Origin of the sequence: Phycicoccus sp. 3266 (assembly GCF_031456495.1) — a bacterium.
GTDB lineage: Bacteria > Actinomycetota > Actinomycetes > Actinomycetales > Dermatophilaceae > Pedococcus.
Window position 1 is genome coordinate 387,174 of sequence record NZ_JAVDUW010000003.1, and the last position, 22,908, is coordinate 410,081.

26 protein-coding genes are annotated in these 22,908 nt (G+C 73.3%); 15 read left to right on the forward strand and 11 right to left on the reverse strand.

Annotated elements, in window-relative coordinates:
* Nucleotides 1-12 precede the first annotated feature (12 nt).
* Nucleotides 13-1,926, reverse strand: a complete 1,914-nt coding sequence (locus tag J2X64_RS16220) for an acyl-CoA dehydrogenase (protein WP_310156745.1) — start codon at nt 1,924-1,926, stop codon at nt 13-15.
* The gene (locus J2X64_RS16225) at nt 1,923-2,585 is read right to left on the reverse strand and encodes a TetR family transcriptional regulator (protein WP_310156746.1); all 663 of its coding nucleotides are present in this window, start codon (nt 2,583-2,585) and stop codon (nt 1,923-1,925) included. The genes J2X64_RS16220 and J2X64_RS16225 overlap by 4 nt, the downstream gene beginning before the upstream one ends.
* A gap of 99 nt (nt 2,586-2,684) precedes the next feature.
* On the opposite strand from J2X64_RS16225, the gene J2X64_RS16230 reads away from it, so the two are divergent.
* The 3 genes from J2X64_RS16230 to J2X64_RS16240 are packed head-to-tail and all read left to right on the forward strand — an operon-like array spanning nt 2,685 to nt 6,187.
* On the forward strand, nt 2,685-3,977 hold the full coding sequence (locus J2X64_RS16230; RefSeq protein WP_310156748.1) for an acetyl-CoA C-acetyltransferase: 1,293 nt from the start codon (nt 2,685-2,687) through the stop codon (nt 3,975-3,977).
* 1 nt (nt 3,978) lies between these two features.
* A complete protein-coding gene (locus tag J2X64_RS16235; protein WP_310156750.1) occupies nt 3,979-5,322 on the forward strand; it encodes a 3-oxoacyl-ACP reductase in 1,344 nt (447 codons plus the stop codon).
* Between the two features lies 1 nt (nt 5,323).
* On the forward strand, nt 5,324-6,187 hold the full coding sequence (locus tag J2X64_RS16240) for a MaoC/PaaZ C-terminal domain-containing protein (protein WP_310156753.1): 864 nt from the start codon (nt 5,324-5,326) through the stop codon (nt 6,185-6,187).
* Between the two features lie 30 nt (nt 6,188-6,217).
* On the opposite strand, the gene J2X64_RS16245 is transcribed toward J2X64_RS16240, so the two are convergent.
* The 4 genes from J2X64_RS16245 to J2X64_RS16260 form a co-directional block, all read right to left on the reverse strand.
* Nucleotides 6,218-6,778 carry a GNAT family N-acetyltransferase gene (locus J2X64_RS16245; protein WP_310156754.1) on the reverse strand — a complete coding sequence of 187 codons (561 nt, stop codon included), beginning with the start codon at nt 6,776-6,778 and terminating at the stop codon, nt 6,218-6,220.
* Complete coding sequence (locus J2X64_RS16250) at nt 6,747-7,571, reverse strand: GCN5 family acetyltransferase (protein ID WP_310156756.1); 825 nt, start codon at nt 7,569-7,571, stop codon at nt 6,747-6,749. The genes J2X64_RS16245 and J2X64_RS16250 overlap by 32 nt, the downstream gene beginning before the upstream one ends.
* A gap of 116 nt (nt 7,572-7,687) precedes the next feature.
* Complete coding sequence (locus J2X64_RS16255) at nt 7,688-8,350, reverse strand: SDR family oxidoreductase (protein WP_310156757.1); 663 nt, start codon at nt 8,348-8,350, stop codon at nt 7,688-7,690.
* A 33-nt stretch (nt 8,351-8,383) separates the two neighbouring features.
* Entirely contained in the window at nt 8,384-9,142 is a 759-nt protein-coding gene (locus tag J2X64_RS16260; RefSeq protein WP_310156759.1) for an N-acetyltransferase, read from the reverse strand.
* Between the two features lie 136 nt (nt 9,143-9,278).
* Here J2X64_RS16260 and thrS point away from each other — a divergent pair, with 136 nt between their 5' ends.
* Nucleotides 9,279-11,267 (forward strand): threonine--tRNA ligase, encoded by a 1,989-nt coding sequence (gene thrS, locus J2X64_RS16265; RefSeq protein ID WP_310156761.1) that lies wholly within the window; start codon nt 9,279-9,281, stop codon nt 11,265-11,267.
* 95 nt (nt 11,268-11,362) lie between these two features.
* On the opposite strand, the gene J2X64_RS16270 is transcribed toward thrS, so the two are convergent.
* Nucleotides 11,363-11,926 carry a GNAT family N-acetyltransferase gene (locus tag J2X64_RS16270; protein WP_310156763.1) on the reverse strand — a complete coding sequence of 188 codons (564 nt, stop codon included), beginning with the start codon at nt 11,924-11,926 and terminating at the stop codon, nt 11,363-11,365.
* A 68-nt stretch (nt 11,927-11,994) separates the two neighbouring features.
* Here J2X64_RS16270 and J2X64_RS16275 point away from each other — a divergent pair, with 68 nt between their 5' ends.
* Nucleotides 11,995-12,552, forward strand: coding sequence for an HIT domain-containing protein (locus J2X64_RS16275; RefSeq protein ID WP_310156764.1), 558 nt, complete (start codon nt 11,995-11,997; stop codon nt 12,550-12,552).
* Here the strand turns inward: J2X64_RS16275 and J2X64_RS16280 are convergent.
* Together J2X64_RS16280 and J2X64_RS16285 are read right to left on the reverse strand one after the other, a co-directional pair.
* Nucleotides 12,461-13,390, reverse strand: a complete 930-nt coding sequence (locus tag J2X64_RS16280; RefSeq protein WP_310156765.1) for a hypothetical protein — start codon at nt 13,388-13,390, stop codon at nt 12,461-12,463. The genes J2X64_RS16275 and J2X64_RS16280 overlap by 92 nt on opposite strands.
* An 11-nt stretch (nt 13,391-13,401) precedes the next feature.
* Nucleotides 13,402-13,893 carry a hypothetical protein gene (locus J2X64_RS16285; RefSeq protein WP_310156766.1) on the reverse strand — a complete coding sequence of 164 codons (492 nt, stop codon included), beginning with the start codon at nt 13,891-13,893 and terminating at the stop codon, nt 13,402-13,404.
* Nucleotides 13,894-13,941: 48 nt separating this feature from the next.
* Here J2X64_RS16285 and J2X64_RS16290 point away from each other — a divergent pair, with 48 nt between their 5' ends.
* From J2X64_RS16290 to J2X64_RS16310, 5 genes are read left to right on the forward strand one after another with little or no spacing between them, the layout of a single operon-like run.
* Entirely contained in the window at nt 13,942-14,382 is a 441-nt protein-coding gene (locus J2X64_RS16290) for a DUF393 domain-containing protein (protein WP_310156769.1), read from the forward strand.
* 13 nt (nt 14,383-14,395) lie between these two features.
* Nucleotides 14,396-15,016: a phosphatidylinositol phosphate synthase gene (gene pgsA / locus J2X64_RS16295; RefSeq protein ID WP_310156770.1), complete on the forward strand. Its 621-nt coding sequence runs from the start codon at nt 14,396-14,398 to the stop codon at nt 15,014-15,016.
* Between the two features lie 4 nt (nt 15,017-15,020).
* Nucleotides 15,021-15,989 carry a phosphatidylinositol mannoside acyltransferase gene (locus J2X64_RS16300; RefSeq protein WP_310156773.1) on the forward strand — a complete coding sequence of 323 codons (969 nt, stop codon included), beginning with the start codon at nt 15,021-15,023 and terminating at the stop codon, nt 15,987-15,989.
* The gene (locus J2X64_RS16305) at nt 15,986-17,185 is read left to right on the forward strand and encodes a glycosyltransferase family 4 protein (RefSeq protein ID WP_310156775.1); all 1,200 of its coding nucleotides are present in this window, start codon (nt 15,986-15,988) and stop codon (nt 17,183-17,185) included. Before J2X64_RS16300 ends, J2X64_RS16305 begins: the two co-directional genes overlap by 4 nt.
* Entirely contained in the window at nt 17,173-17,760 is a 588-nt protein-coding gene (locus J2X64_RS16310) for a hypothetical protein (protein WP_310156777.1), read from the forward strand. Before J2X64_RS16305 ends, J2X64_RS16310 begins: the two co-directional genes overlap by 13 nt.
* 26 nt (nt 17,761-17,786) lie before the next feature.
* Here the strand turns inward: J2X64_RS16310 and J2X64_RS16315 are convergent, their stop codons facing one another.
* Nucleotides 17,787-18,365: a TMEM165/GDT1 family protein gene (locus tag J2X64_RS16315; RefSeq protein WP_310156779.1), complete on the reverse strand. Its 579-nt coding sequence runs from the start codon at nt 18,363-18,365 to the stop codon at nt 17,787-17,789.
* 362 nt (nt 18,366-18,727) lie between these two features.
* Here J2X64_RS16315 and pdxS point away from each other — a divergent pair, with 362 nt between their 5' ends.
* On the forward strand, nt 18,728-19,642 hold the full coding sequence (gene pdxS, locus J2X64_RS16320; protein ID WP_310156781.1) for a pyridoxal 5'-phosphate synthase lyase subunit PdxS: 915 nt from the start codon (nt 18,728-18,730) through the stop codon (nt 19,640-19,642).
* Between the two features lie 37 nt (nt 19,643-19,679).
* On the opposite strand, the gene J2X64_RS16325 is transcribed toward pdxS, so the two are convergent.
* Nucleotides 19,680-20,231 carry an N-acetyltransferase gene (locus J2X64_RS16325; protein ID WP_310156783.1) on the reverse strand — a complete coding sequence of 184 codons (552 nt, stop codon included), beginning with the start codon at nt 20,229-20,231 and terminating at the stop codon, nt 19,680-19,682.
* A 38-nt stretch (nt 20,232-20,269) separates the two neighbouring features.
* Here J2X64_RS16325 and pdxT point away from each other — a divergent pair, with 38 nt between their 5' ends.
* The 4 genes from pdxT (at nt 20,270) to ruvA (ending at nt 22,893) form a co-directional block, all read left to right on the forward strand.
* Nucleotides 20,270-20,878 carry a pyridoxal 5'-phosphate synthase glutaminase subunit PdxT gene (pdxT, locus tag J2X64_RS16330; protein WP_310156785.1) on the forward strand — a complete coding sequence of 203 codons (609 nt, stop codon included), beginning with the start codon at nt 20,270-20,272 and terminating at the stop codon, nt 20,876-20,878.
* Complete coding sequence (locus tag J2X64_RS16335) at nt 20,875-21,636, forward strand: YebC/PmpR family DNA-binding transcriptional regulator (RefSeq protein ID WP_310156787.1); 762 nt, start codon at nt 20,875-20,877, stop codon at nt 21,634-21,636. The genes pdxT and J2X64_RS16335 overlap by 4 nt, the downstream gene beginning before the upstream one ends.
* 103 nt (nt 21,637-21,739) lie before the next feature.
* A complete protein-coding gene (ruvC, locus tag J2X64_RS16340; protein WP_310156788.1) occupies nt 21,740-22,276 on the forward strand; it encodes a crossover junction endodeoxyribonuclease RuvC in 537 nt (178 codons plus the stop codon).
* Complete coding sequence (ruvA, locus tag J2X64_RS16345) at nt 22,273-22,893, forward strand: Holliday junction branch migration protein RuvA (RefSeq protein WP_310156789.1); 621 nt, start codon at nt 22,273-22,275, stop codon at nt 22,891-22,893. Before ruvC ends, ruvA begins: the two co-directional genes overlap by 4 nt.
* Nucleotides 22,894-22,908: the final 15 nt, after the last annotated feature.

The window sequence follows — 22,908 nt, forward strand, 5'->3', positions numbered from 1 at the left end:
TGCCCGGTCCGGTCAGGCGGTCTGGGTGAGCTCGGTGGCCAGCCAGGTCGGGGGGATGCCGAACGCGTCCACGAGCGTCTGGGCGTGCGGGCGCAGCTGGGCGCACAGGTCGTTGACCGCGGCCGTGACCTGCTTGCTGCGCGCCGGGGTGATCCGGCCGTGCTCGAGGTACCAGCCCTTGTCGGCCTCGATCGTCGACAGCGCGTAGAGGTCGCAGACCGAGCCGAGCATCGACGCCGCGGCGGCGTCCTCGCAGCGGTCGATGGCGGCGACGAACGACTCCAGCACCAGCCGGTCGACGTGCGCCCGGGCCGCCTCCACGACGTGGTCCTGGCAGTCGTTGAAGACCGCGAACAGGTCCGCCCCGGGCTTCGAGGCCTTGCGCAGCCGCAGGGCCAGGGTCTCCAGCAGGTGGCGCTCACGGTCCTCGACGAGGGCGAGCTGCCAGCCGCGGTCGGTCGGGCCCTTCTCGCTGTCGCGCCCCGGGGCGGCGGCCACGAGCCGCTGCACCAGACCGCGAGCCGCCGTGCGCTCCAGGACGACGCCGGCGAACTGGCGCGCGCCGAACCGGACCATGCCGAGGGTGTCGAGGTCGCCGAACGCGTCGCGGTAGTCGGTGAGCAGGCCCTTGGCGACGAGCTGCAGCAGGACCGTGTTGTCACCCTCGAAGGTCGTGAACACGTCGGTGTCGGCCTTGAGGCCCGGGAGCCGGTTGACGGCGAGGTACCCCGCGCCACCGCAGGCCTCGCGGCACACCTGGATGGTGGCGGTGGCGTGGGCCGTCGACACCGCCTTGAGCCCGGCGGCGCGGGCCTCGAGCTGGCGCTGGTCGAGCTCGTCGACGGCGTCGCCGGCCGTCTGCACGTCGTGCATGAACGACACGAGGTCGTTCTGGGCGAGCTGGAGCGCGTACGACTTCGCCAGTGCGGGCAGCAGCTTGCGCTGGTGGGTCCGGTAGTCGAGCAGCAGCACCTCCTCGTCGGTCTGCGGCGGCCCGAACTGGCGACGCTCCCCGGCATACGCCACCGCGAGGGCCAGCGCGGTGCGGGTGGCGGCGCCGGCCGCCCCGGCGACGCTGATCCGCCCGCGCACGAGGGTGCCGAGCATCGTGAAGAAGCGCCGGGTCTGGTTGGCGATGGGGGAGGTGTAGGTCCCGTGCTCGTCGACGTGGCCGTACCGGTCGAGGAGGTTGGTGCGCGGCACCCGCACGTGGTCGAACGTCAGCCGGCCGTTGTCGACGCCCGCCAGTCCCGCCTTGGCGCCGCAGTCGCCGATGCTGACGCCGGGCAGCGGCGCGCCGGACTCGTCGCGGATCGGCACCAGCACGCAGTGCACGCCGTGGGTCTCCCCACCGGTGACCAGCTGGGCGAAGACCGCGGCCATGCGGCCGTCCCGCGCGGCGCCGCCGATGTAGTCCTTGCGCGCGGCAGGCGTCGGCGTGTGCACCACGAGCTCGTCGGTGTCGGGGTCGTAGGTGGCCGTGGTCCCGAGCGACTGGACGTCGGACCCGTGGCCGGTCTCCGTCATCGCGAAGCAGCCGGGCAGCGTGCCGTCGATGATCGAGGGCAGGTATGCCGTGTGGTGCCGCTCGGTGCCGAGGTTCGCCACCGCGCCGCCGAACAGGCCCCAGTGGACGCCCGCCTTGACCATCGTCGAGAGGTCGGCGTGGCCGAGCATCTCGAACGCGGTGACCGAGCCGCCGAGGTCGCCGTTGCCCCCCGACTCCTTGGGGAAGCCGCGGGCGGGGTGGCCCGTGGCGGCGATGTGCCGCACCTGCTCGGCCACCCGGGCGCGGTACTGCTCCATCGTCAGCTCCTCGCGCGGCGGGGCGAACCGCTCGGGGTCCGGGTCGTCGCGCAGCTCCTGCCTGATCGCGGCCCACCGTCCGTCGAGGACGCGGCGCAGCTCGGTCGTGAGGTCGGTCATCGTTGCTCCTGCGAGGTCCAGGCGGACGCCAGCCCGCTCCAGGCGAGGTCGGTCAGGTGGTCGGTGAGCTCGTCCCGCGGCATCGAGTCCGGGCTGGTCAGCCACTGGTCGGCGGCGGCGCGGACCATGCCGACGAGGCCGGCGGCCCAGACGGCTGCGGCTCGGCCGTCGCGGCCGGAGGCTCGCAGCGCCTCGGCGACGACGGTCGCCAGCCGCGCCGCGATGTGGCTGGTCACCGGGCCGGCGGGGTCGCCACCGGCGGGGGTGTCGAGCAGGGGAGCGGTGACGACGAATCGGTAGACCTCCGGGTCCCGCTCCACGAGCCGCAGGTACGAGTCGATCGCGGCTGCGATCAGTGCGCGCGGCGAGGCGTCGACGGCGCCCAGGTCCTCGCCGCTCGTGGCGCCCAGGGCGCGCTCGAGGTCGCGCAGGATGAGGGCGTCGACGCTCTCGCACACCGCGGCATACAGACCCTGGCGGTCGGTGAAGTGGCGGTAGACGACGGTCTTGGACGTGCCGGCCGTCGCGGCGATCTCGTCCATGCCGACCCCGGCGCCGTGTGCCCGGATGGCACGCAGCGTCGCCTCGACGAGCTCGCGCCGCCGGGCGGCCCGGTGGGCGTCCCAGCGGGTGCTGCGCCCGTCCGTGGAGGTGCTCATTCCGGGAACGGTAGCAGGTACCCGGCGTACCTGCTACCGTCGGTACCAGTTACCTGGACACCGTCGCCGGTGCCCGTCGTCGACCTCCGAGGAGTACCCGTGGCCGCCTCCAGCAGCCCGCGCCGCGCCGCCGTCATCGGTGGCAACCGCATCCCGTTCGCCCGAGCCAACGGCGCCTACGCCCGCGCCTCGAACCAGGACATGCTCACCGCCGCCCTCGAGGGCCTCGTCGCGCGGCACGGCCTGGCGGGGGAGCAGGTCGGCGAAGTCGCCGCCGGTGCGGTGCTCAAGCACAGCCGCGACTTCAACCTCACCCGCGAGTCGGTGCTCGGCTCGAGCCTCGCCCCGACCACGCCGGCCTACGACGTGCAGCAGGCGTGTGGCACCGGCCTGGAGGCGGCGGTCCTCGTCGCCAACAAGATCGCGCTCGGGCAGGTCGACTCGGGCATCGCCGGGGGCACGGACACGGCGTCCGACGCACCGATCGCCGTCAGCGAGGGCCTGCGCCAGACGCTGCTGGCCGCCAACAGGGCCAAGACCCCCGCGCAGCGGGCCAAGGCCCTCGCCGGCCTGCGCCCCGGGCACCTCGTGCCGTCGGTCCCGCAGAACGTCGAGCCGCGCACGGGCCTGTCGATGGGCGAGCACATGGCCCAGACGGCCGCGCAGTGGGGCATCACCCGCGAGGCGCAGGACGAGCTCGCCGCGGCGTCGCACCGCAACCTCGCAGCCGCCTACGAGCGCGGCTTCTTCGACGACCTGATGACGCCGTTCCACGGGCTGACCCGCGACCAGAACCTGCGGGCCGACTCCACGGTCGAGAAGCTCGCCGGGCTCAAGCCGGTCTTCGGCAAGGGGCCGGACGCCACCATGACCGCGGGCAACTCGACGCCCCTCACCGACGGCGCGTCCGTCGTGCTGCTGGGCAGCGACGAGTGGGCGGCCGAGCGCGGGCTACCGGTGCTGGCCCACGTCGTCGACGCCCAGACGGCCGCCGTCGACTACGTCACGGGCCACGAGGGCCTGCTCATGGCGCCGGCCTACGCCCTCCCGACGCTGCTCGCCCGGCAGGGGATGAAGCTCCAGGACTTCGACCTCGTCGAGATCCACGAGGCCTTCGCCGCCACCGTCCTGACGACGCTGGCCGCCTGGGAGAGCGAGCAGTTCTGCCGCGACCGGCTCGGCCTCGACGCTCCGATCGGCGAGCTCGACCGGTCGCGCCTCAACGTCAACGGCTCCTCCCTCGCGGCGGGTCACCCGTTCGCGGCGACCGGTGGCCGGATCGTCGCCTCGCTCGCAAAGGCGTTGCACGAAAAGGGTCCCGGCGCGCGGGGCCTCATCTCGATCTGTGCCGCGGGCGGCCAGGGCGTCATGGCGATCCTCGAGGCGGCCTGACATGCCCGGTGCGTACGCGGGGTTCGTGCGGAACCCGGTCGGGAAGAAGCTCGCCGCCCAGCTCGGGCTGCCCCGCCCGGTGCGCCTGCGCCGGTATGCCGCCGACGCGCCCCTCGTCGACGGGCCCGTGCTCGTCGGCGGGCACGGTGAGGCACCCGTGGCCGCGCGGGTGCGGTCGCTGCTGTCGGCGGAGGGCGTCGAGGCCGTGGACGAGGTGGCGGCGGGGCACCGCGTGGGCGCCGTCGTCGCCGACCTGACGGCGGTCGAGACCCCCTCGGACCTCGAGGCGCTGCGTGCCCTCGTCGCCCCGGCCCTCAAGGGCCTGCAGCCCAGCGGCCGGATGGTCGTCGTCGGTCGGCTGCCCGAGGAGGCTGCCGGGTTCGCCCAGTCGGCGGCGCGCCGGGCCCTGGAGGGGATCACCCGCTCGATCGGCAAGGAGCTGCGCGCGGGGGCCACCGCCAACCTCGTCCTCGTGGCCGACGACGCGGACGCCAACGCGGACGCGACGATCCGGTTCCTGCTGTCCGGCCGCTCGGCATACGTCGACGGGCAAGTGGTCCGCGTCGGTGCCGGTGCCCCGACGGAGCCGGAGGACTGGCGCGCCCCGCTCGCGGGCAAGGTCGCCGTCGTCACCGGTGCGGCCCGCGGCATCGGGGCGTCCATCGCGGACGTCCTGGCCCGGGACGGCGCCACGGTGGTCTGCGTCGACGTGCCGGCCGCCGGTGACGCCCTGGCCCGGACGGCGAACCGGGTGGGCGGCACCGCCCTGCAGGTCGACGTGACGAGCGAGGACGCGGGCCGTCGCATCCTCGACCACGCGACCGGCCGCCACGGTGGTCTCGACATCGTCGTGCACAACGCGGGGATCACCCGCGACAAGCTGCTGGCCAACATGGACGGGTCGCGCTGGGCGTCGGTGCTCGACGTGAACCTCGGCTCCGTCCTGCGGATGAACGAGGTCCTGCTCGGCGACGACGGCATCCGCGAGGGGGGACACGTCGTCCTCGTCTCCTCGATCGCCGGCATCGCGGGCAACCGCGGCCAGACCAACTACGCGGCCTCCAAGGCGGGTGTCATCGGCCTCGTCGACGCCCTGTCCGCGGACGACGGCCTGCGCCGGCGCGGCATCACCGTCAACGCGGTCGCACCCGGCTTCATCGAGACCGAGATGACGGCCAACGTGCCGTTCGCGACCCGTGAGGTCGGGCGGCTGCTCAACTCGCTCAGCCAGGGCGGGCTGCCCGTCGACGTCGCGGAGACGATCGCGTGGTTCAGCCAGGACGCCAACGCCGGCGTCACCGGGAACGTCGTCCGCGTCTGCGGCCAGAGCCTGCTGGGGGCCTGACGTGGCCGACGTGACCCTGCGCGAGTCGCCCTCTCTCGCAACGCTGTTCGCGAAAGCGGCCCTGACCGCTCGCGGGCGCGGGGGAGACCTGCCGTCGACCGTGGTGCGTCGCGAGGGCGTGGTCGTCGACCGTGACCACCTGCTGGCGTACCAGCGGGTGTGCGCGTTCGGCGGGTCCGACGACCTGCCGCACACGTACCCGCACGTGCTCGGCTTCCCGCTCCAGGTGGCCCTCATGGCCGACCGCTCCTTCCCCCTGGCGCTCCCGGGGCTGGTCCACCTCGAGAACACCATCACCGTCCACCGCCGGCTCACGGCCGACGACAGGCTCGACCTCGCCGTCCGCGCCGAGGGCCTGCGGCGCCACCCCAAGGGACGTCTCGTCGACCTCGTCACGGAGGTGGACGTGGAGGGCGAGCGCGTCTGGGAGGGCCGCAGCACCTACCTTCGCCGCGGTGCCGGCGGTGGCGAGACGGTCGGGCCCGGCGCCGAGCCGGCGCCTGCCGCCGAGCTCCCCGAGCGCCGCCCGGCCGTCGTGCTGCGCGTCCCGGAGGGGCAGGGGCGCGCGTATGCCGCCGTGTCCGGCGACGTGAACCCGATCCACCTGCACCCGCTCACGGCGCGGGCGATGGGCTTGTCCCGCGCCATCGCCCACGGCATGTGGACGGCCGCGCGGACCCTTGCGGCCCTCGGGCCCGGGGCCACCGGGCCGGGCACGTCCCACGTGTCGTTCGCCAAGCCGGTGCTGCTGCCGAGCACGGTCGAGCTCGTCGTCGACGACCGGTCGGACCCGGTGGTGGCCGGCCTGCGCTCGGCCAGGGACCCGGCGGTCCGCCACCTGACCCTCATCTTCACCCGCGCCTGACCGCCATCCGCCGGTGGGGCAGGGGCCGCCTCAGAGTCGCTTGGCGTAGTACCGGGACAGCTCGGAGTCGGCGTAGTGGCCGAAGGCCACGGTCGGGGTGTAGCCGCTGGCCTCGTAGAGGGCGATCGCCTCGGGCTGCATCGTCCCGGTCTCGAGGACCAGGAGCTCGGCACCCTCCTCGCGTGCCGTCTGCTCCAGGGCACCGAGGACCCGCCGGGCGTGGCCCTGGCGGCGGGCCGCGTCGGCGACGTACATCCGCTTCACCTCGGCGCTGCGCCCACCGACCACCCCGCTGAGCTCGGGCCGCATCCGCCACCCACCCATGGCGACGGGCTCGCCGTCGACGGTCCCCAACAGGAAGCACCCCTGGGGCGCCGCGAACTCGCTGGGGTCGACCGGGGAGTCGTCGGGCCCGCCGTAGATGACGACGTAGTGGGCCTGCACCTCCTCCACCAGCCGCTGCACCCTCGGGTCGAGGAAGTCCACCCGGTCCAGCCGCAGACGCGCAGCCGGCTCGTCGACCGCGTCGCCCGGGGCGAGGGTGCGGTCCAGGTGCTGGTCAGGCGCGCCAGGTCCAGTTCGTGCGCTCATAGACCACATCGAACCCGGCGCGCTGCATGTTCGCCAACGAGGGGTTGTGCGGGGCCTCGGCGGTCGGCTTCCACGTCTCGGCACTCAGCCAGCGGCACCCGGCCTGCGCCGCGCGGTTGACGCGGTGCTCGAAGAACGCCGACTGCGCGCCGCGGCCGCGCGCCTCCGGCAGGGTCGCCGCACCGCAGAAGGCCGCCACCCCGTCAGCGAGCATGAGGCTGGCACTGGCGACGAGGCTGTCGCCGTCCCACGCGGCATACGGCACGAACGGCGACCCCGGCACCACGACCCCTGCCACCATGTCGACCAACGGGCCCAACGGCATCCCGAAGCCGCGGCACAGCACCTCCGCCCAGGCGCGCGCGTCGTCGGCCCCGACCTCCGCAACCCGCAGGTCGGTCGTCGCGGGCGCCGCGGGACCGGCGTCGCGGAGCAGCTTCACCCAGACGGAGCCCGCGACGAGGCCCTCCCGGGCGCAGATGTCGTCCCAGTCGTCGGGCAGCACGGAGGGCGCGACCTGGATGACGGCGCCCTGCCCGTCGTGGGCGCGGTAGAAGTCGAGGACCTGGGAGACGAGGTCACCCGTCACCGGCTCCGTGACGCCGAAGCCGAGTGCCTTGTTCCAGTAGCCGCCCGTCGGGTCCCTGCTCATCACGAGCGCGACGCCACCCCCGAGCCGCGCCTGGGCCATCCCGAGCTCGTGCTGCACCTTCGCGGGTGCGAGCCGGGCCATGGCGTGCATGAACTCGGCCTCGGCGGGCTCGGCGACGCGGACTGCCTCGGACTCCTCCATGTCGCCCAGTGTGGGTGGCGGAAACCGGGTGGGACTCCGCCGCGTGGGGGAGGTGCGGAGGGGCGTCGGTCCCCTCGTGGGGACGAGCCGCCCGCCCGGCCGAGCGAGATCCCTGGTCAGCCGAGCGAGATGAGGGACGCGACGGCGTCCCGCACCGGCGTCTCGCCCGAGACGACGTCGAACTGGCGCCGGTCGGCAGCCGGGCTCTCCAGCACCGACAGCAGCACGTCGCTCACGTCGGCCCGGGCGATCGACCCGCTGGGCAGGGACGTGCCGACGGTGACCCGGCCCGTGGGGGCGTCGTCGGTGAGGCGGCCCGGACGCACGATCGTCCAGACCAGGTCGGACCGGCCGCGCAGGTCGGCGTCCGCGGCCGCCTTGGCCCGCAGGTAGACCTGGAACACGTCGTCCGACGTCGGGTCCGCCTTGTCGGTGCCCATCGAGGAGACCATGACGTACCGGGCGACTCCCGCCGCCGACGCGGCGTCCGCGAGGAGGGCGGCCCCGGCTCGGTCGACGGTCTCCTTGCGCTCCGCGGAGCTGCCCGGCCCGGCGCCAGCGGCGAAGACGACCGCGTCCGCGCCCTGCAGCACGTGGGTGACGTCCGTGACGGAGGACGATTCGAGGTCCAGCACCACGGGAGTCGCGCCGGCCGCGTGGACGTCCCGCTCGTGGTCGGGGTTGCGCACGAGGCCGACGGGGTCGTGGCCCGCATCGGCGAGCCGCTTCTCGAGCAGGAGGGCGATCTGGCCGTGTCCACCGGCGATGACGACGCGCATGCGACCTGTCTACCAGCGGTCGGCGCAGGGTGCTCAGCGGAGGCGGTGGCGTACCCAGACGCCCGGCTCGACGTAGACGGCGTGGTCGTGGGTGACGTCGCAGTGCACCGGGTTCAACGCCCCGGGGACGACGACGTCGCCGGTCGCGTCGAACGGCATACCGGTCCACTCGCGCCACTGCGCGAGGGTGCCGGAGATGGTCATCGCACGCGGGCACACGCCGACCACCTCGGCGCCGACCCGCACGTGCAGCCGCAACCAGGGGTCGACGGGCAGGCCGTCCGGGCGGGTGCGCGCGGCATAGTCGCGCATCGCCACCCGGGGCTCCAGGTGCTTGCCGCTCGGGCGCACCGGGGCCACGAGCTCGGTGAAGCCGAGCCGGACGGCGTTGGCCCGCTTGGCCTCGAGCAGGACCGACGCGAGCCCGGTGCCGCGCAGGTCGGGCCGGATCGCCACCTCCAGCGCGGACACGTGCGTCGGCTCCCGGCCGGCCACGTCGTCGAGCCAGGCCCAGCGGATCACGCCGTCCCAGCCGTCCTCGGGCAGCTCGGTCCGCCCGAGCCCCGCGCCCATGGCGAAGGGCACTGCGCAGGAGCGGGCCACCGGGCGGCCGCCCGGGTCGTCGCGGTCGAAAGCGAGCAGCGTGAACTCGGCGTACCGGGTGGCGGTGCGGGAGTAGTAGAGGTCGCCGATCGGGTCCTGCTGCATGAACCGGGGCCACAGGTCGTCGAAGTCCCACAGCTGCTCGGCCAGGTCCGGGCGCTCGGCGAGGGTGACGATCTCGAGGTCCATGCCGCGACGGTATGCCGCGCGCCGATACTCACGCGCGGCCATTTCCGTCCGGCGGATAGCATCGTGGTGCCGCGCGCAGGCTGCGCCGGCACCCATCGAGCACCGATCTGCACCACCCACCCGAGGAGAAGCCAGCGTGCCTGCCGAGATCACCGTCCACGTCGCCGGGAGCGAGCGATCGGTGCCGGAGCAGACGACTGCGGCCGAGCTCTTCGAGGGTGACCGGGCCGTGCTCGTCGCCCGGGTCAACGGCGCGCTGCGCGACCTCGCGCACGTCCTCGCCGACGGCGACACCGTCGAGCCGGTGACCGCCCAGGAGCAGGACGGCCTCGACGTGCTCCGGCACAGTGCCGCCCACGTGCTCGCCCAGGCCGTGCAGGAGGTCAACCCCAAGGCGCGGCTCGGCATCGGCCCGCCCGTGCGCGACGGCTTCTACTACGACTTCGACGTCGAGGAACCGTTCAGCCCCGACGACCTCAAGGCGCTGGAGAAGGTCATGCAGCGCATCGTCAACGAGGGCCAGACCTTCGTGCGCCGCGAGGTCAGCGACGAGGACGCCGCGGTCGAGCTGGCCGACGAGCCGTACAAGATCGAGCTCATCGGGCTCAAGGGCGGCGCATCCGGCGACGTCGAGGAGGCCGCCGAGGGCGCCTCGGTCGAGGTGGGGGGAGCGCAGCTCACCATCTACGACAACGTCCGCCGCGACGGCTCGCGGGCCTGGGGCGACCTCTGCCGCGGCCCGCACGTGCCGACCACCAAGGTCCTGGGCAACGCGTTCAAGCTGATGCGCAGCGGCGGCGCCTACTGGCGCGGCAGCGAGAAGAACCCGCAGCTGCAGCGCATCTACGGCACCGCGTGGCCGACCAAGGAGGACCTCAAGGCCTACCTCGACCGGCTCGCCGAGGCCGAGAAGCGCGACCACCGCAAGCTCGGTGCCGAGCTCGACCTGTTCTCGTTCCCCGAGGTCCTCGGCGCCGGCCTGCCGGTGTTCCACCCCAAGGGCGGGGTCATCAAGCGCGAGATGGAGGACTACGTCCGGCGGCGGCACCTCGAGGAGGGCTTCAGCTACGTCGGCTCGCCGCACATCAGCCGCGAGGAGCTCTTCTACACCTCGGGTCACCTGCCCTACTACTCGCAGGGCATGTTCCCGCCCATGGACGTCGACGGGCAGAACTACCGCCTCAAGGCGATGAACTGCCCGATCCACAACCTCATCTTCAAGTCCCGCGGCCGCTCCTACCGCGAGCTGCCCCTGCGGTTCTTCGAGTTCGGCACCGTCTACCGCGACGAGAAGTCCGGCGTGCTGTCGGGCCTGACCCGCGTGCGGATGATCACCCAGGACGACAGCCACTCCTACGTCACCAAGGAGGGCGCACCCGACGAGGTCCGCCACCTGCTCGACTTCGTGCTCTCGCTGCTGCGCGACTTCGGGCTCGACGACTACTACCTCGAGCTGTCGACCCGCGACGACAGCAAGCCGGACAAGTTCATCGGCACCGACGAGCAGTGGGCCGAGGCGACCGCGATCCTGCAGGAGGTCGCCGACGGCAGCGGCCTCGAGCTCGTCCCCGACCCGGGGGGCGCCGCCTTCTACGGCCCGAAGATCTCGGTCCAGGCCCGCGACGCGATCGGCCGCACCTGGCAGATGTCGACCATCCAGTACGACTTCAGCCAGCCCGAGCGGTTCGAGCTCGAGTACCAGGCCGCCGACGGCACCCGCCAGCAGCCGGTCATGATCCACTCGGCCAAGTTCGGGTCGATCGAGCGGTTCATCGGCGTCCTCGTCGAGCACTACGCCGGCGCGTTCCCGCCCTGGCTGTCCCCGGTCCAGGTCACCGGCATCCCCGTCGCCGAGGAGTACTCCGAGTACCTCCACGAGGTCGCGGACCAGCTGCGCGTCAAGGGGATCCGGGTCGAGGTCGACGACAGCGACGACCGGTTCCCGAAGAAGATCCGCAACGCGAGCAAGTCCAAGGTGCCGTTCGTGCTGATCGCGGGCGAGGAGGACCGGTCCAAGGGGGCCGTGTCCTTCCGCTACCGCGACGGCTCGCAGAAGAACGGCGTCCCGGTGGCCGAGGCCGTGGCCGAGGTGCTCGAGGCCGTGGAGTCACGCCGCCAGGTCTGAGACCCGACCCGGCCGGCTCGCGTCGCTGCCGTCGAGGGGCCAGGACATGCCGACGGACCGTCGTCCGTCCCGGCATGTCCTGGCCCCTCGACGCGTCAGCCGCCGGTGGCCGACGGCTTCCAGACCATCCGGACGTCGGGGGCCTGCTCCTCGTTGTCGCCCTCGGTCCACTCGACCGGCTCGAACCCGTGCCGCTCGTAGAACCGCAGCGCGCCCTCGTTGCTCTGGAACGCCCACAGCTGCAGCCCGTCCGGGAACCGGGTCTTCGCCAGTCCGAGGAGCTGCGTCCCCAGCCCGCGCCCGGTGAACCCGGACGTGATGTACAGGTGGCCCAGCTGGTCCGGCGGCATGAGGGCCAGGAACCCGACGAGGGTGTCGTCGTCCTGCGCCACCCACACCTCGAACTCGCGCAGCAGCACGGTCTCGACGAACGGCAGCACGCTCTCGCGTGGGTGCACGATCATCGGGATGCTCGGCACGGACTCGGTCCGCACCTGCCAGAACAGCTCGGCCAGCGCGCCGGCGTCCTCGGGCGTCGCGGGCCGGATCGCCGGGAGCGGGACAGCGGGAGCCGAGGTGTGAGCGGGGTCGGGAGCAGCGGGAGCCGAGGTGTGAGCGGGGTCGGGGGCGGCAGGAGCAGGGTCGTTCGGTGCGGACACGCCGGTCATTGTGGTGCAGGCCGACCGGCGCCGCCTCCCTCGTTCGCACGGGCCCCTAGGATCGCCGCATGACCGACGAGCTCGAGCGGGACACCGACTTCGCCGGGGTGCAGGACGGGTTCGAGCGCCTCTGGACGCCGCACCGCATGGCGTACATCACGGGGGAGCGGCCGAGCGAGGACGCCGGCGACGGGTGCCCGTTCTGCGCCGCGCCCGGCAAGGACGACGCGACCGGGCTCATCGTCCACCGCGGGCAGCACTGCTACGTCGTCATGAACCTGTTCCCGTACAACCCCGGTCACGTGCTGGTGTGCCCGTACCGCCACGTGTCGCTCTACGTCGACCTCACCGACGAGGAGACCACCGAGTTCACCGCGCTGACCAAGGCCGCCATCGGAGCCCTCGACGCCTCGAGCGCCCCGCACGGCTACAACCTGGGCATGAACCAGGGTGCGGTCGCCGGTGCCGGGGTGCAGGCCCACCTGCACCAGCACGTGGTGCCCCGGTGGGGTGGCGACGCCAACTTCCTGCCCATCATCGGGCAGACGAAGGCGCTCCCGACGTTGCTCGAGGACGTTCGGACCCAGCTCGTCGCGGCGTGGCCGCGGGCGCGCGGGGACGCCTGAGCCGCTCGAGCGGCAGGAACGCCAGCAGGCAGACCACCAGCGGCAGGAAGTGGATCTTGAGCATCACGTAGGTGCTCAGGTGGAAGCCTGCCCAGAAGAGCAGCCCGGCATACAGCGCCCGGCCCCTCAACCACAGCAGGACGGGGGAGCAGAACTCGGCGACGAGCACGACCCACTGCAGCGCGTGGGTGAGCGCGGGGTGCGACCCGACCCACGGGCCGATCCCGTTGGGGCGCCTCGTGAGTGCCCAGATGAGGGTGGCGCCGTTGGCCCAGCCCCAGCCGCCGAACCGCATCTTCGCCCACGCCGAGAGGGCGTAGATGCAGACCGCCCCGACCTGCACCATCCGCAGCGCCCAGCCGGCGCGTTCCGTCCGCTCGTCCACCTCGCGCGTGCTCGCCCGGCCGGCGGTCGGGAGGACGAACAGGGCCACGACCAGCGCGAAGTGGTCATGGTCGACCTTGGAGTACGCGAAGGCGTTGCTGACCCAGTCGAGCATCCCGACGGCACACACCCAGCCCGCCAGCCTCGGGAGGCGGCCGGTCGCGGCGACGGCGGAGCTCACGAGGATGACGCCCAGCAGCCAGCGCACGTAGTCGTGCGACGGGACCGGCAGGTGGAGCAGGTCCCGGACGAGCAGGCCGCGGTAGAGGCTGGGTGGGACGTCGCCGTGGGGGATCGGGTCGGTGACGATCCAGAGCACGTCGAGCCACACGAACGGGTAGACGACCCGTCGCAGCCAGGCCACCCGCGCCGGCGGCAGCGCCGGGGCGAAGAAGCGCCGCACGGCCTCAGCGCCGCGCACCACCGCCGCGCCGCTCACGCCCTGCCCGCTCACGCCCTGCCCGCTCACGGCGCACCACCCGGTATGCCGGTGGGCCGGGGGTGCAGCGGGTCGCGGACCTCCCAGGTGGCCAGGGTCGTGACGACCACCTCGCCCGTCCTGATTCGGGTCTGGGTGTTGCGCAGCCAGATCGTCCGGTACGCCGGCTCGTGCGGCAGCCGGCGCGAGTGCAGGACCGCGATGTCCTGCAGGATCTCGGGGTGGCGGATGATCCGCGGGGCCTGGCCCTCGACCTCGGCGCGCTCGATGCCGATCTTCTCCTTCGACAGGGGCACGCGCACGACCTCGCCGTCGACCGTCAGCGCGTCCATGCCGAGGGAGTTGATGACGCCGTCGTTGCGCACCGAGAACGCGTACTGCGACATCGGCGCGAACGGCCACCAGTCGTCGTTGCCGACCAGCGTCCCCATCGCCGCCGTCACCACGACCGCCGCCGTCACCAGGAGCCGCCACCCGAGCGCGAGCCGTCCCAGCCGTCGCACCCCTGCCCCCGTCATGGCGCACATGGTGCCAGAGCGTCCTGCGCGGGATGCCACACTGGCCCCATGGACTCCAGCAGCGGCACCGGTCGAGGGGTGCTCGTCTTCGACGGCGACTGCGGCTTCTGCACCACCAGTGCGCGGTTCGCCAAGCGGTGGGTCGACCGGCGTGGGCGCTACGACCTGCAGCCGTGGCAGGAGCTCGACCTCGCGGCACTCGGCCTCACGGAGGCACAGTGCATCGAGGCGGCCCAGTACGTCCGCCCCGACGGCACCGTGGCCTCGGCCCACCTCGCCATCGCCGAGGGTCTTCGCCACGGCGCCCCGCCCTGGCGGCCCCTCGGGTGGCTGGTGGCCGCTCCCGGCATCCGCGCCGTGGCCGGACGCGTCTACACGTGGGTGGCGGACCACCGCTACCAGCTCCCGGGCGGCACGCCGGCGTGTGCGCCCACGCAGCCCGCAACGGCACCGGCCGCGTCGGGCACCGCTGGGCCCTCGGCTCAGTAGGCTGGCGCCCACCATGCTCAACAAGTACGCGCGCGCCTTCTTCACCAAGGTCTTCACGCCGGTCGCCCGGTTCCTCCTGAAGCTCGGGATCAGCCCCGACGTCGTCACGACCGTCGGCACCATCGGTGTCTGCGTCGGCGCCCTCGCCTTCTATCCCCGGGGCGGGACGAACTTCTTCTGGGGCACGCTCGTCGTCACCCTGTTCGTCTTCTCCGACACCGTCGACGGCGTGATGGCGCGGATGTCGGGCCGCTCGGGCAACTGGGGCGCCTACCTCGACTCCACGCTCGACCGCGTCGGCGACTCGGCGATCTTCGGCGGCCTCGTGCTCTGGTACGCCGGCAGCGGGGACAACTTCCTCATGGCCGGTCTTGCGCTGGCCTGCCTCATCCTGGGCAGCGTCGTGTCGTACGCCAAGGCGCGTGCGGAGGGCCTCGGCTTCACCGCCAACGTCGGCATCGCCGAGCGGGCCGACCGGCTCGTGGCCGTGCTCGTGACGACGGGCCTGGTCGGGCTGGGCCTGCCCGAGGTCGTGCTCGGCGTCGTGCTGGCGCTGCTGGCCGTCGCCAGCCTGGTCACCGTCGTGCAGCGCATGCTCATGGTGCGCCGCCAGGCGCTGGCCGAGACCGCCTGAGCCCGTGGGCGGCATCGGCGACGTCCTCGCCCTCGGCGGCTACCGCCTCGGTTGGGGGGCGGTACGCCGCCTCCCCGAGCGCACGGCATACACGGTCTTCGACCGGCTAGCCGACCTCACCGTCGCCCGCGGCGGCAAGGGCGTGCGGCGGCTGCGCTCCAACTACGCGAAGGTGCGGCCCGAGCTGGGGGAGCCCGAGCTCGACGCGCTCGTCAAGGCGGGCATGCGCTCGTACATGCGCTACTACTGCGAGGCGTTCCGGCTGCCCGACCGCACGCGGGCAGAGCTCGAGGCCTCCGTGCGCGTCGTGGGGGACGCGCCCGTGCGGGCCGAGATCGCCGCGGGGCGGCCGGTCGTCTGCTTCCTCGGGCACCTCGGCAACTGGGACCTCGCCGGGGCGTGGGGCACGCGCGCCATCGCCCCCGTCGTCACCGTCGCCGAGCGGCTCGAGCCCGAGGAGGTGTATGCCGAGTTCCTCGCCTTCCGCGAGTCGCTGGGCATGACGATCCTGCCGCTGACCGGTGGCGGCGACGTGTTCGCCCAGCTGCGCGGCCACCTGGCCCAGCCGGTGCTCATGCCGCTGCTCGCAGACCGCGACCTCACCGCGCGAGGGGTCGAGGTCGACCTGTGCGGCCACCGCACCTCCATGGCGGCAGGGCCGGCTGCGCTCTCGCTGGCCAGCGGTGCCGCGCTGTTCCCGGTGTCCATCCACTACGAGCCGATGGAGCAGCCGTCGTGGCGGCACCGGGTCGTCATCACCTTCCACGAGCGCGTGACCGTCCCGACGAGCGGGGCGACCCGCGCCAAGGCGGTGGCCATGACCCAGCAGTGCGCCGACGCCCTCGGCGGCGCGATCCGCGAGCACACCCAGGACTGGCACATGCTCCAGCGGGTGTTCCTCGAGGACCTGCCGGGCGCGGCCTCCTCTGCCGGTGCCCCGGGCGCCGAGCAGGGTGACGAGGTGCGACGGTGAGGATCGGCATCGTCTGCCCGTACTCGTTCGACGTCCCCGGGGGTGTGCAGTTCCACGTCCGCGACCTCGCCGAGCACTTCCTGGCCGAGGGGCACCACGCCCGGGTCCTGGCGCCTGCCGACGACGACACGCCGCTGCCGGACTACGTCGAGTCGGTCGGGCGCGCGGTGCCGGTGCGCTACAACGGCTCCGTCGCTCGGCTCAGCTTCGGCCCGGTCACCGCGGCGCGGGTCGGCCGGTGGCTCGAGCAGGGCGACTTCGACGTGCTGCACATCCACGAGCCCGTGACGCCCAGCATCTCGCTGCTCGCACTGTGGGCGGGCGAGGGCCCCATCGTCGGGACCTTCCACACGAGCAACCTGCGCTCCCGTGCCATGCAGGCGGCCTACCCGCTGCTGCGGCCGAGCCTGGAGAAGATCAGTGCGCGGATCGCGGTGTCCGAGGACGCCCGGCGCACGGTGACGACGCACCTCGGCGGCGACGCCGTCGTCATCCCCAACGGCGTCAACGTCGCCCGCTTCGCGACGGCCGCCCCGAACCCGGCGTGGCAGGGCACCCCCGATGCCCCGACCCTGGCGTTCCTGGGCCGGATCGACGAGCCGCGCAAGGGCCTGCCGGTGCTGTCGGCCGCGATGTCGCCGGTTCTGCGCACGCACCCCGGCACGCGACTGCTCGTCGCAGGGCCGGGCGACGTCGACGCCGCCCGTGAGCGGATGGCGCCCGAGGTGGCCCGGGCCACCGAGTTCCTCGGCATGGTCTCCGACGACGACAAGGCGGCGCTGCTGTCCTCCGTCGACGCCTACGTCGCGCCCCACACCGGCGGCGAGTCCTTCGGCATCGTCCTCGTCGAGGCGATGAGCGCGGGTGCCCCGGTCGTCGCGAGCGACCTGGCGGCGTTCGTGCGCGTGCTCGACGGCGGCCGCACCGGCGTGATGTTCGCGAACGAGGACCACGAGGACCTCGCCGCCAAGCTCTGCGGCCTGCTGGAGGACCCGCGTGAGCGCGCCCGGCTCGCCGAGGAGGGACACCGGCGCGCGCTGGTCTTCGACTGGTCGGAGGTGGCACGCGACGTGATGGCGGTCTACGAGATGGTGACGCACGGAGCCGAGGAGGGCCGCTACGACTCGGGGTCGGACACGCGGTGGACACGGTTGCTGCGCGGACGCCGGGGAGGTGAGGAGACGTGGACGCGCTGACGTGGGGTGCGCTCGCCGTCGCCCTCCTGCTGGGTGTCGCCTGGTACCTGTCCTACAGCGCCGCCCGGCTCGACCGCCTGCACACCCGCGTGGAGGGGTCGCTGTCCGCCCTCGACGCCCAGCTGGTCCGCCGCGCCGAGGCGACCCTCGAGCTGGCCAACTCCGGCGCGCTGGACCCTGCCTCCGCGCTCATGCTCGTCAGTGCGGCCTCGGAGTCGCTCGAGGCGCACAACGAGCGGGCACTCGAGGACGACCTGCTCGAGGGGCAGGTGTTCGGCCCGCGCGAGGGCATCGAGAGCGGCCTGACCGAGGCGCTCCAGGCCGCCCTGACCGCGGACGTCGTCGCCCACCTGCGCCAGGACCCCGCGGGCCTCGCCGCCGCGGCGCTGGAGCGGGTCGAGGCCGCCGGGATGCGGGTGCAGCTCGCCCGCCGGTTCCACAACGACGCCGTGACCGACGTCCGGCGGGTCCGACGCAAGCAGGTCGTGCGGGTCTTCCGGCTCGCCGGCCACGCCGAGCTGCCCCGGACCGTGGAGTTCGACGACGAGCTGCCGCCGGCCGTCCGCAGCACCTGACCCGCGCGCCGCACCCGCCTCGGGTGTCAGCGGGCGAGCAGGCCCTGCACGACGAGGGCGACGCCGAAGACGAGGAACGCGACCGCGGCCCCGACCTTGACGACCTTCTCGGGGAGCTTGCGGCCGAGCACCGCGCCGACGCCGATGGCCAGCGCGTCCGCCAGCACCATGCCGAGGGTGCTGCCGACCCACGTCCCGAACCAGCCCTCCTTCGCGGCGAGGGTGATGGTGGCGAGCATCGTCTTGTCGCCGAGCTCGGCGAGGAAGAAGGCCGTGCCGACCGCCAGCAGGGCGGCGCCGGTGCTGCGGCGGGCCTTGTCGGCCTCGTCCTCGGTGAGCTCGTCCCCGCGCAGCGTCCACGCCGCGAAACCGAGGAAGGCGACGCCGGCCACGACGTTCACCAGCCACTGGTGGTCGCTGAACGCCGTGCCGACGAGCCGGCCGATCCCGACCGAGGCGAGGTGGACGACGGCCGTCGCGACCGTGATGCCGAGCAGCACCTGCCGCGCCCGGTACCTCGTCGCGAACGTCATGGCCATCAGCTGGCTCTTGTCGCCGAGCTCGGCGACGAAGATGACGGCAGTGCTGAGCAGGAATGCATACATGGGGTGTCTCTCCTCCGGCACCCGGGCCGAGGAGACCCGTTGACCGGACGTCCCTTCGACCAGGACGCCCGTCGTGGGTACGTCGAACCGGTCGAAAGTCTCGTCCGCCACCTGCGGAGGGTGGCCCACCGCACCGGACCCGGGGGTCAGTGTGTCGACGCGGCGGTTGGGGACTACTCCCTTTCGCGGACCAGCGTATGCCGTGCGGCCGGCCTGTCCGTCATCGGGCCCCGCGGGCGGCCCGGGGGCGCCGCCCCACGCTGGTGACTCCCCGGCATACCGACCCCCGGCCACCAACTACCATGGAGGCGAAGCGCGCCCCCTGCGCTGCGCCCTCTGAACGACCGGAAGTAGGCACCTTCATGTCCGCCGACACGACCACCCCCACGACCCCGCCCGGCACCGGCACCCAGCGCGTCAAGCGCGGCATGGCCGAGATGCTCAAGGGCGGCGTCATCATGGACGTCGTCAACGCCGAGCAGGCCAAGATCGCCGAGGACGCCGGCGCCGTCGCCGTCATGGCACTCGAGCGCGTCCCGGCCGACATCCGCGCCCAGGGCGGCGTCTCCCGGATGTCCGACCCCGACATGATCGACGGCATCATCGAGGCCGTCTCGATCCCGGTGATGGCCAAGGCCCGCATCGGCCACTTCGTCGAGGCCCAGGTGCTGCAGAGCCTCGGTGTCGACTACATCGACGAGTCCGAGGTGCTGACCCCGGCCGACTACAGCAACCACATCGACAAGTGGGCGTTCACCGTCCCCTTCGTCTGCGGGGCCACCAACCTCGGCGAGGCACTGCGCCGCATCACCGAGGGCGCGGCCATGATCCGCTCCAAGGGCGAGGCCGGCACCGGTGACGTCTCCAACGCCACGACCCACATGCGCAAGATGCGCGACCAGATCCGCTGGCTGCAGAACCTGCCCGAGGACGAGCTCTACGTCGCCGCCAAGGAGCTGCAGGCGCCGTACGACCTCGTCAAGGAGGTGGCCGAGAAGGGCAAGCTCCCCGTCGTGCTCTTCACCGCGGGCGGCATCGCCACCCCGGCCGACGCCGCGATGATGATGCAGCTCGGCGCCGAGGGCGTCTTCGTCGGCTCCGGCATCTTCAAGTCCGGCAACCCGGCCCAGCGCGCCGAGGCGATCGTCAAGGCGACGACGTTCTTCGACGACCCCGACGTGATCGCCAAGGTCTCCCGCGGCCTCGGTGAGGCCATGGTCGGCATCAACGTCGACGAGATCCCCGAGCCGCACCGCCTGGCGGAGCGCGGCTGGTGACACCGGCGGCCGGCGGGACCCCCGCCGGCCGCCCGCTCTACGCCTCCGGGAGCGCCATGAGCAGCACCGGCCGGTGGGTGTCGGGCAGCCACGACGGGCGCGCCTCGCCCACGACCTGCCACCCCGAGCGCTGGTAGAGGCGGACCGCGCGCTCGGTCTCCTGCACCACGTCGAGCACGGGCACGCGTCCGCTGCCCCGGATGAACGCGACCGACGCCTCCAGCAGCGCCCGGCCCACGCCGAGCCCCGAGACCTCGTGGTCCACGAAGAGCACCGAGACCGCGGCCAGGTCCTCCACCGGCCGCCCCGTGCCGGCGACCCAGCCGTCGACCTCGGGCCCGTCGCCCATCACCTCGGTCACCGAGACGTGTCCGACGGGCGCGTCGGCGTCGGCGAGGGTGGCCACCCACGCGCCGAGCTCGCCCTGGCGCCGCAGGAACGACTCGACCGGCCACGGCAGCGGCCACCGCTGCGGGTACCCCGTGTGCGGCTGTTGTGCTGCGAGCACGCGGGCGAGGGCGGGGAGGTCGTCGGGGGTGCGCTCGCGGATGCGCACGGCGCCGGGCTGCGGCACGTCGGGGAGGGGCACGGGGTCCAGCCTAGGAGGGCGGTCGTAGCATTCCCGCCGTGACCACGCAGCCCACGATCGGTGTCCTGGCCGTCCAGGGAGACGTCCGCGAGCACCTGCGCGCCCTCGAGGACGCCGGTGCCCGTGCCGTCCCCGTCCGGCGCGCGGTCGAGCTCGAGGGGGTGGACGGGCTGGTGCTGCCCGGCGGCGAGTCCACGACGATGGACAAGCTCGTCCGCGCGTTCGACCTGTACGAGCCGCTGCGCGCGCGCATCGCGGGCGGTATGCCGGCATACGGCTCGTGCGCGGGGATGATCATGCTCGCCGACCGCATCGCCGACGCCCGCCCCGACCAGCAGACGCTCGGCGGCATCGACATGACGGTGCGGCGCAACGCGTTCGGACGCCAGGTGGACTCCTTCGAGGAGGACCTGCACATCCACGCGATCGGGGGCGCCCCCATGCGGGCGGTCTTCATCCGCGCGCCCTGGGTCGAGCAGGTCGGCGACGCGGTGGACGTGCTGGCCCACGTCGAGGAGGGTCCCGCCGCAGGTAGGATCGTCGCCGTTCGTCAGGGGGCCCTGCTGGCCACCTCCTTCCACCCGGAAGTGACCGGTGACCACCGGTTCCACCAGTTGTTCGTCGAGATCGTGAGAGGCAACGCATGAGCGGCCACAGCAAATGGGCCACCACGAAGCACAAGAAGGCTGCCATCGACGCCAAGCGCGGCAAGCTCTTCGCCAAGCTCATCAAGAACATCGAGGTCGCCGCGCGCCAGGGCGGCGGTGACCCCGCGGGCAACCCGACGCTCTACGACGCCATCCAGAAGGCGAAGAAGTCCTCGGTCCCGAACAACAACATCGACAACGCGGTCAAGCGCGGCAGCGGCGCGACCGCCGGCGGTGCCGACTGGGAGAACATCACGTACGAGGGCTACGCGCCCGGCGGCGTGGCCGTCCTCATCGAGTGCCTCACCGACAACCGCAACCGGGCCGCTGCGGAGGTCCGCACCGCGCTGACCCGCAACGGCGGCCAGCTCGCCGACCCCGGTTCGGTCGCCTACGTCTTCGACCGCAAGGGCGTCGTCATCGTCCCGAAGACCGAGGGCCAGGGCGAGGACGACATCCTCGAGATCGTCCTCGACGCCGGTGCCGACGAGGTCAACGACAACGGCGACACCTGGGAGATCGTCAGCGAGGCGACCGACGTCGTCGCCGTGCGGACCGCCCTGCAGGACGCCGGCGTGGAGTACGACTCCGCCGAGGCCTCGTGGGTGCCGAACCTGCAGGTGCCGCTCGACCTCGAGGGCGCCCGGAAGATGATCCGCGTCATCGAGGCGCTGGAGGACTCCGACGACGTGCAGGACGTCTTCGCCAACGGGGACATCCCGGACGACGTCCTGGCCCAGCTCGAGGACGAGGACTAGGACCCCGGACACCGGCGCCCGCCCCTCGCGTGTCACTGCGGGGGAGCGGGCGCCGTCGTGTGTAGCGTTCGACCGAACACCTGTTCGGACGGAAGGGACTGACGTGCGCGTGCTCGGTGTCGACCCCGGGCTCACCCGGTGCGGCCTCGGTGTCGTCGACGGGAGCCGCGGCGGCCGCCTGACGATGGTGGCCGTGGGCGTCGTGCGCACGCCCGGCGACAGGGACACGGGCGAGCGGCTCGTCTACCTCCAGGACCAGCTCGACGCCTGGCTCGACCGGTTCGAGCCGGACGCGATCGCGCTCGAGCGGGTCTTCGCAGCCGACCACGTCCCGACCGTCATGACCACCGCCCAGGCGTCCGGCCTGGTGCTCCTGGCGGCGGCGCGCCGTGGCCTGCCGCTCGTCACCCACACCCCCAGCGAGGTCAAGGCCGCCGTCACCGGCCAGGGCCGCGCCGACAAGGCACAGGTCACCACCATGGTCACGCGCATCCTCGCCCTCGAGGTCGCCCCCAAGCCGGCGGATGCCGCCGACGCCCTCGCCCTGGCGATCTGCCACCACTGGCGCGGCGCCGGGGACCGCCGGCTCGCCCTCGCCGCCGCGTCCGAGCGCGCCCGCCTCAAGGCGGTGTCGTCGTGATCGCCTCCGTCCGCGGGCCGGTCCTGCACGCCGGGCTCGACCGCGTCGTCGTCGAGGTCGGCGGGGTCGGGATGCTGCTGCACACCACACCGGCCACGGCCGCCTCCGTGCACCGGGGCCAGGAGGCGGTGCTGGCCACCACCCTCGTGGTTCGCGAGGACAGCCTCACGCTCTACGGCTTCGCGACCGACGACGAGCGCGACGTCTTCGAGCAGGTGCAGACCGTGTCCGGCGTCGGCCCCCGGCTGGCCCTGGCCATGCTGTCCGTCATGCCGCCCGACCGCCTGCGCGCGGCCATCGGCGGCGGCGACGTGGCCGCGCTCACCAAGGTCCCCGGCATCGGCAAGAAGGGCGCCGAGCGGATGGTCCTCGAGCTGCGCGACAAGATCGGCCTGCCCTCGGCGACCGCCGCCGCGGCCGGCGCCCCCGTCGCCCGGACCGTCGCCCCCTGGCGCGAGCAGGTCACCGAGGCGCTGACCGGGCTGGGCTGGACCGCCAAGCAGGCCGAGGACGCCGTCGCCCGCGTCGCGGACGGCGCCGACGGGACGGCTGCTCCCGGCGCCACGCCCGACGTCTCGGCGATGCTCCGGGCCGCCCTGCGCGAGTTGGGCCGGTGAGCGCAGTGGCGGACG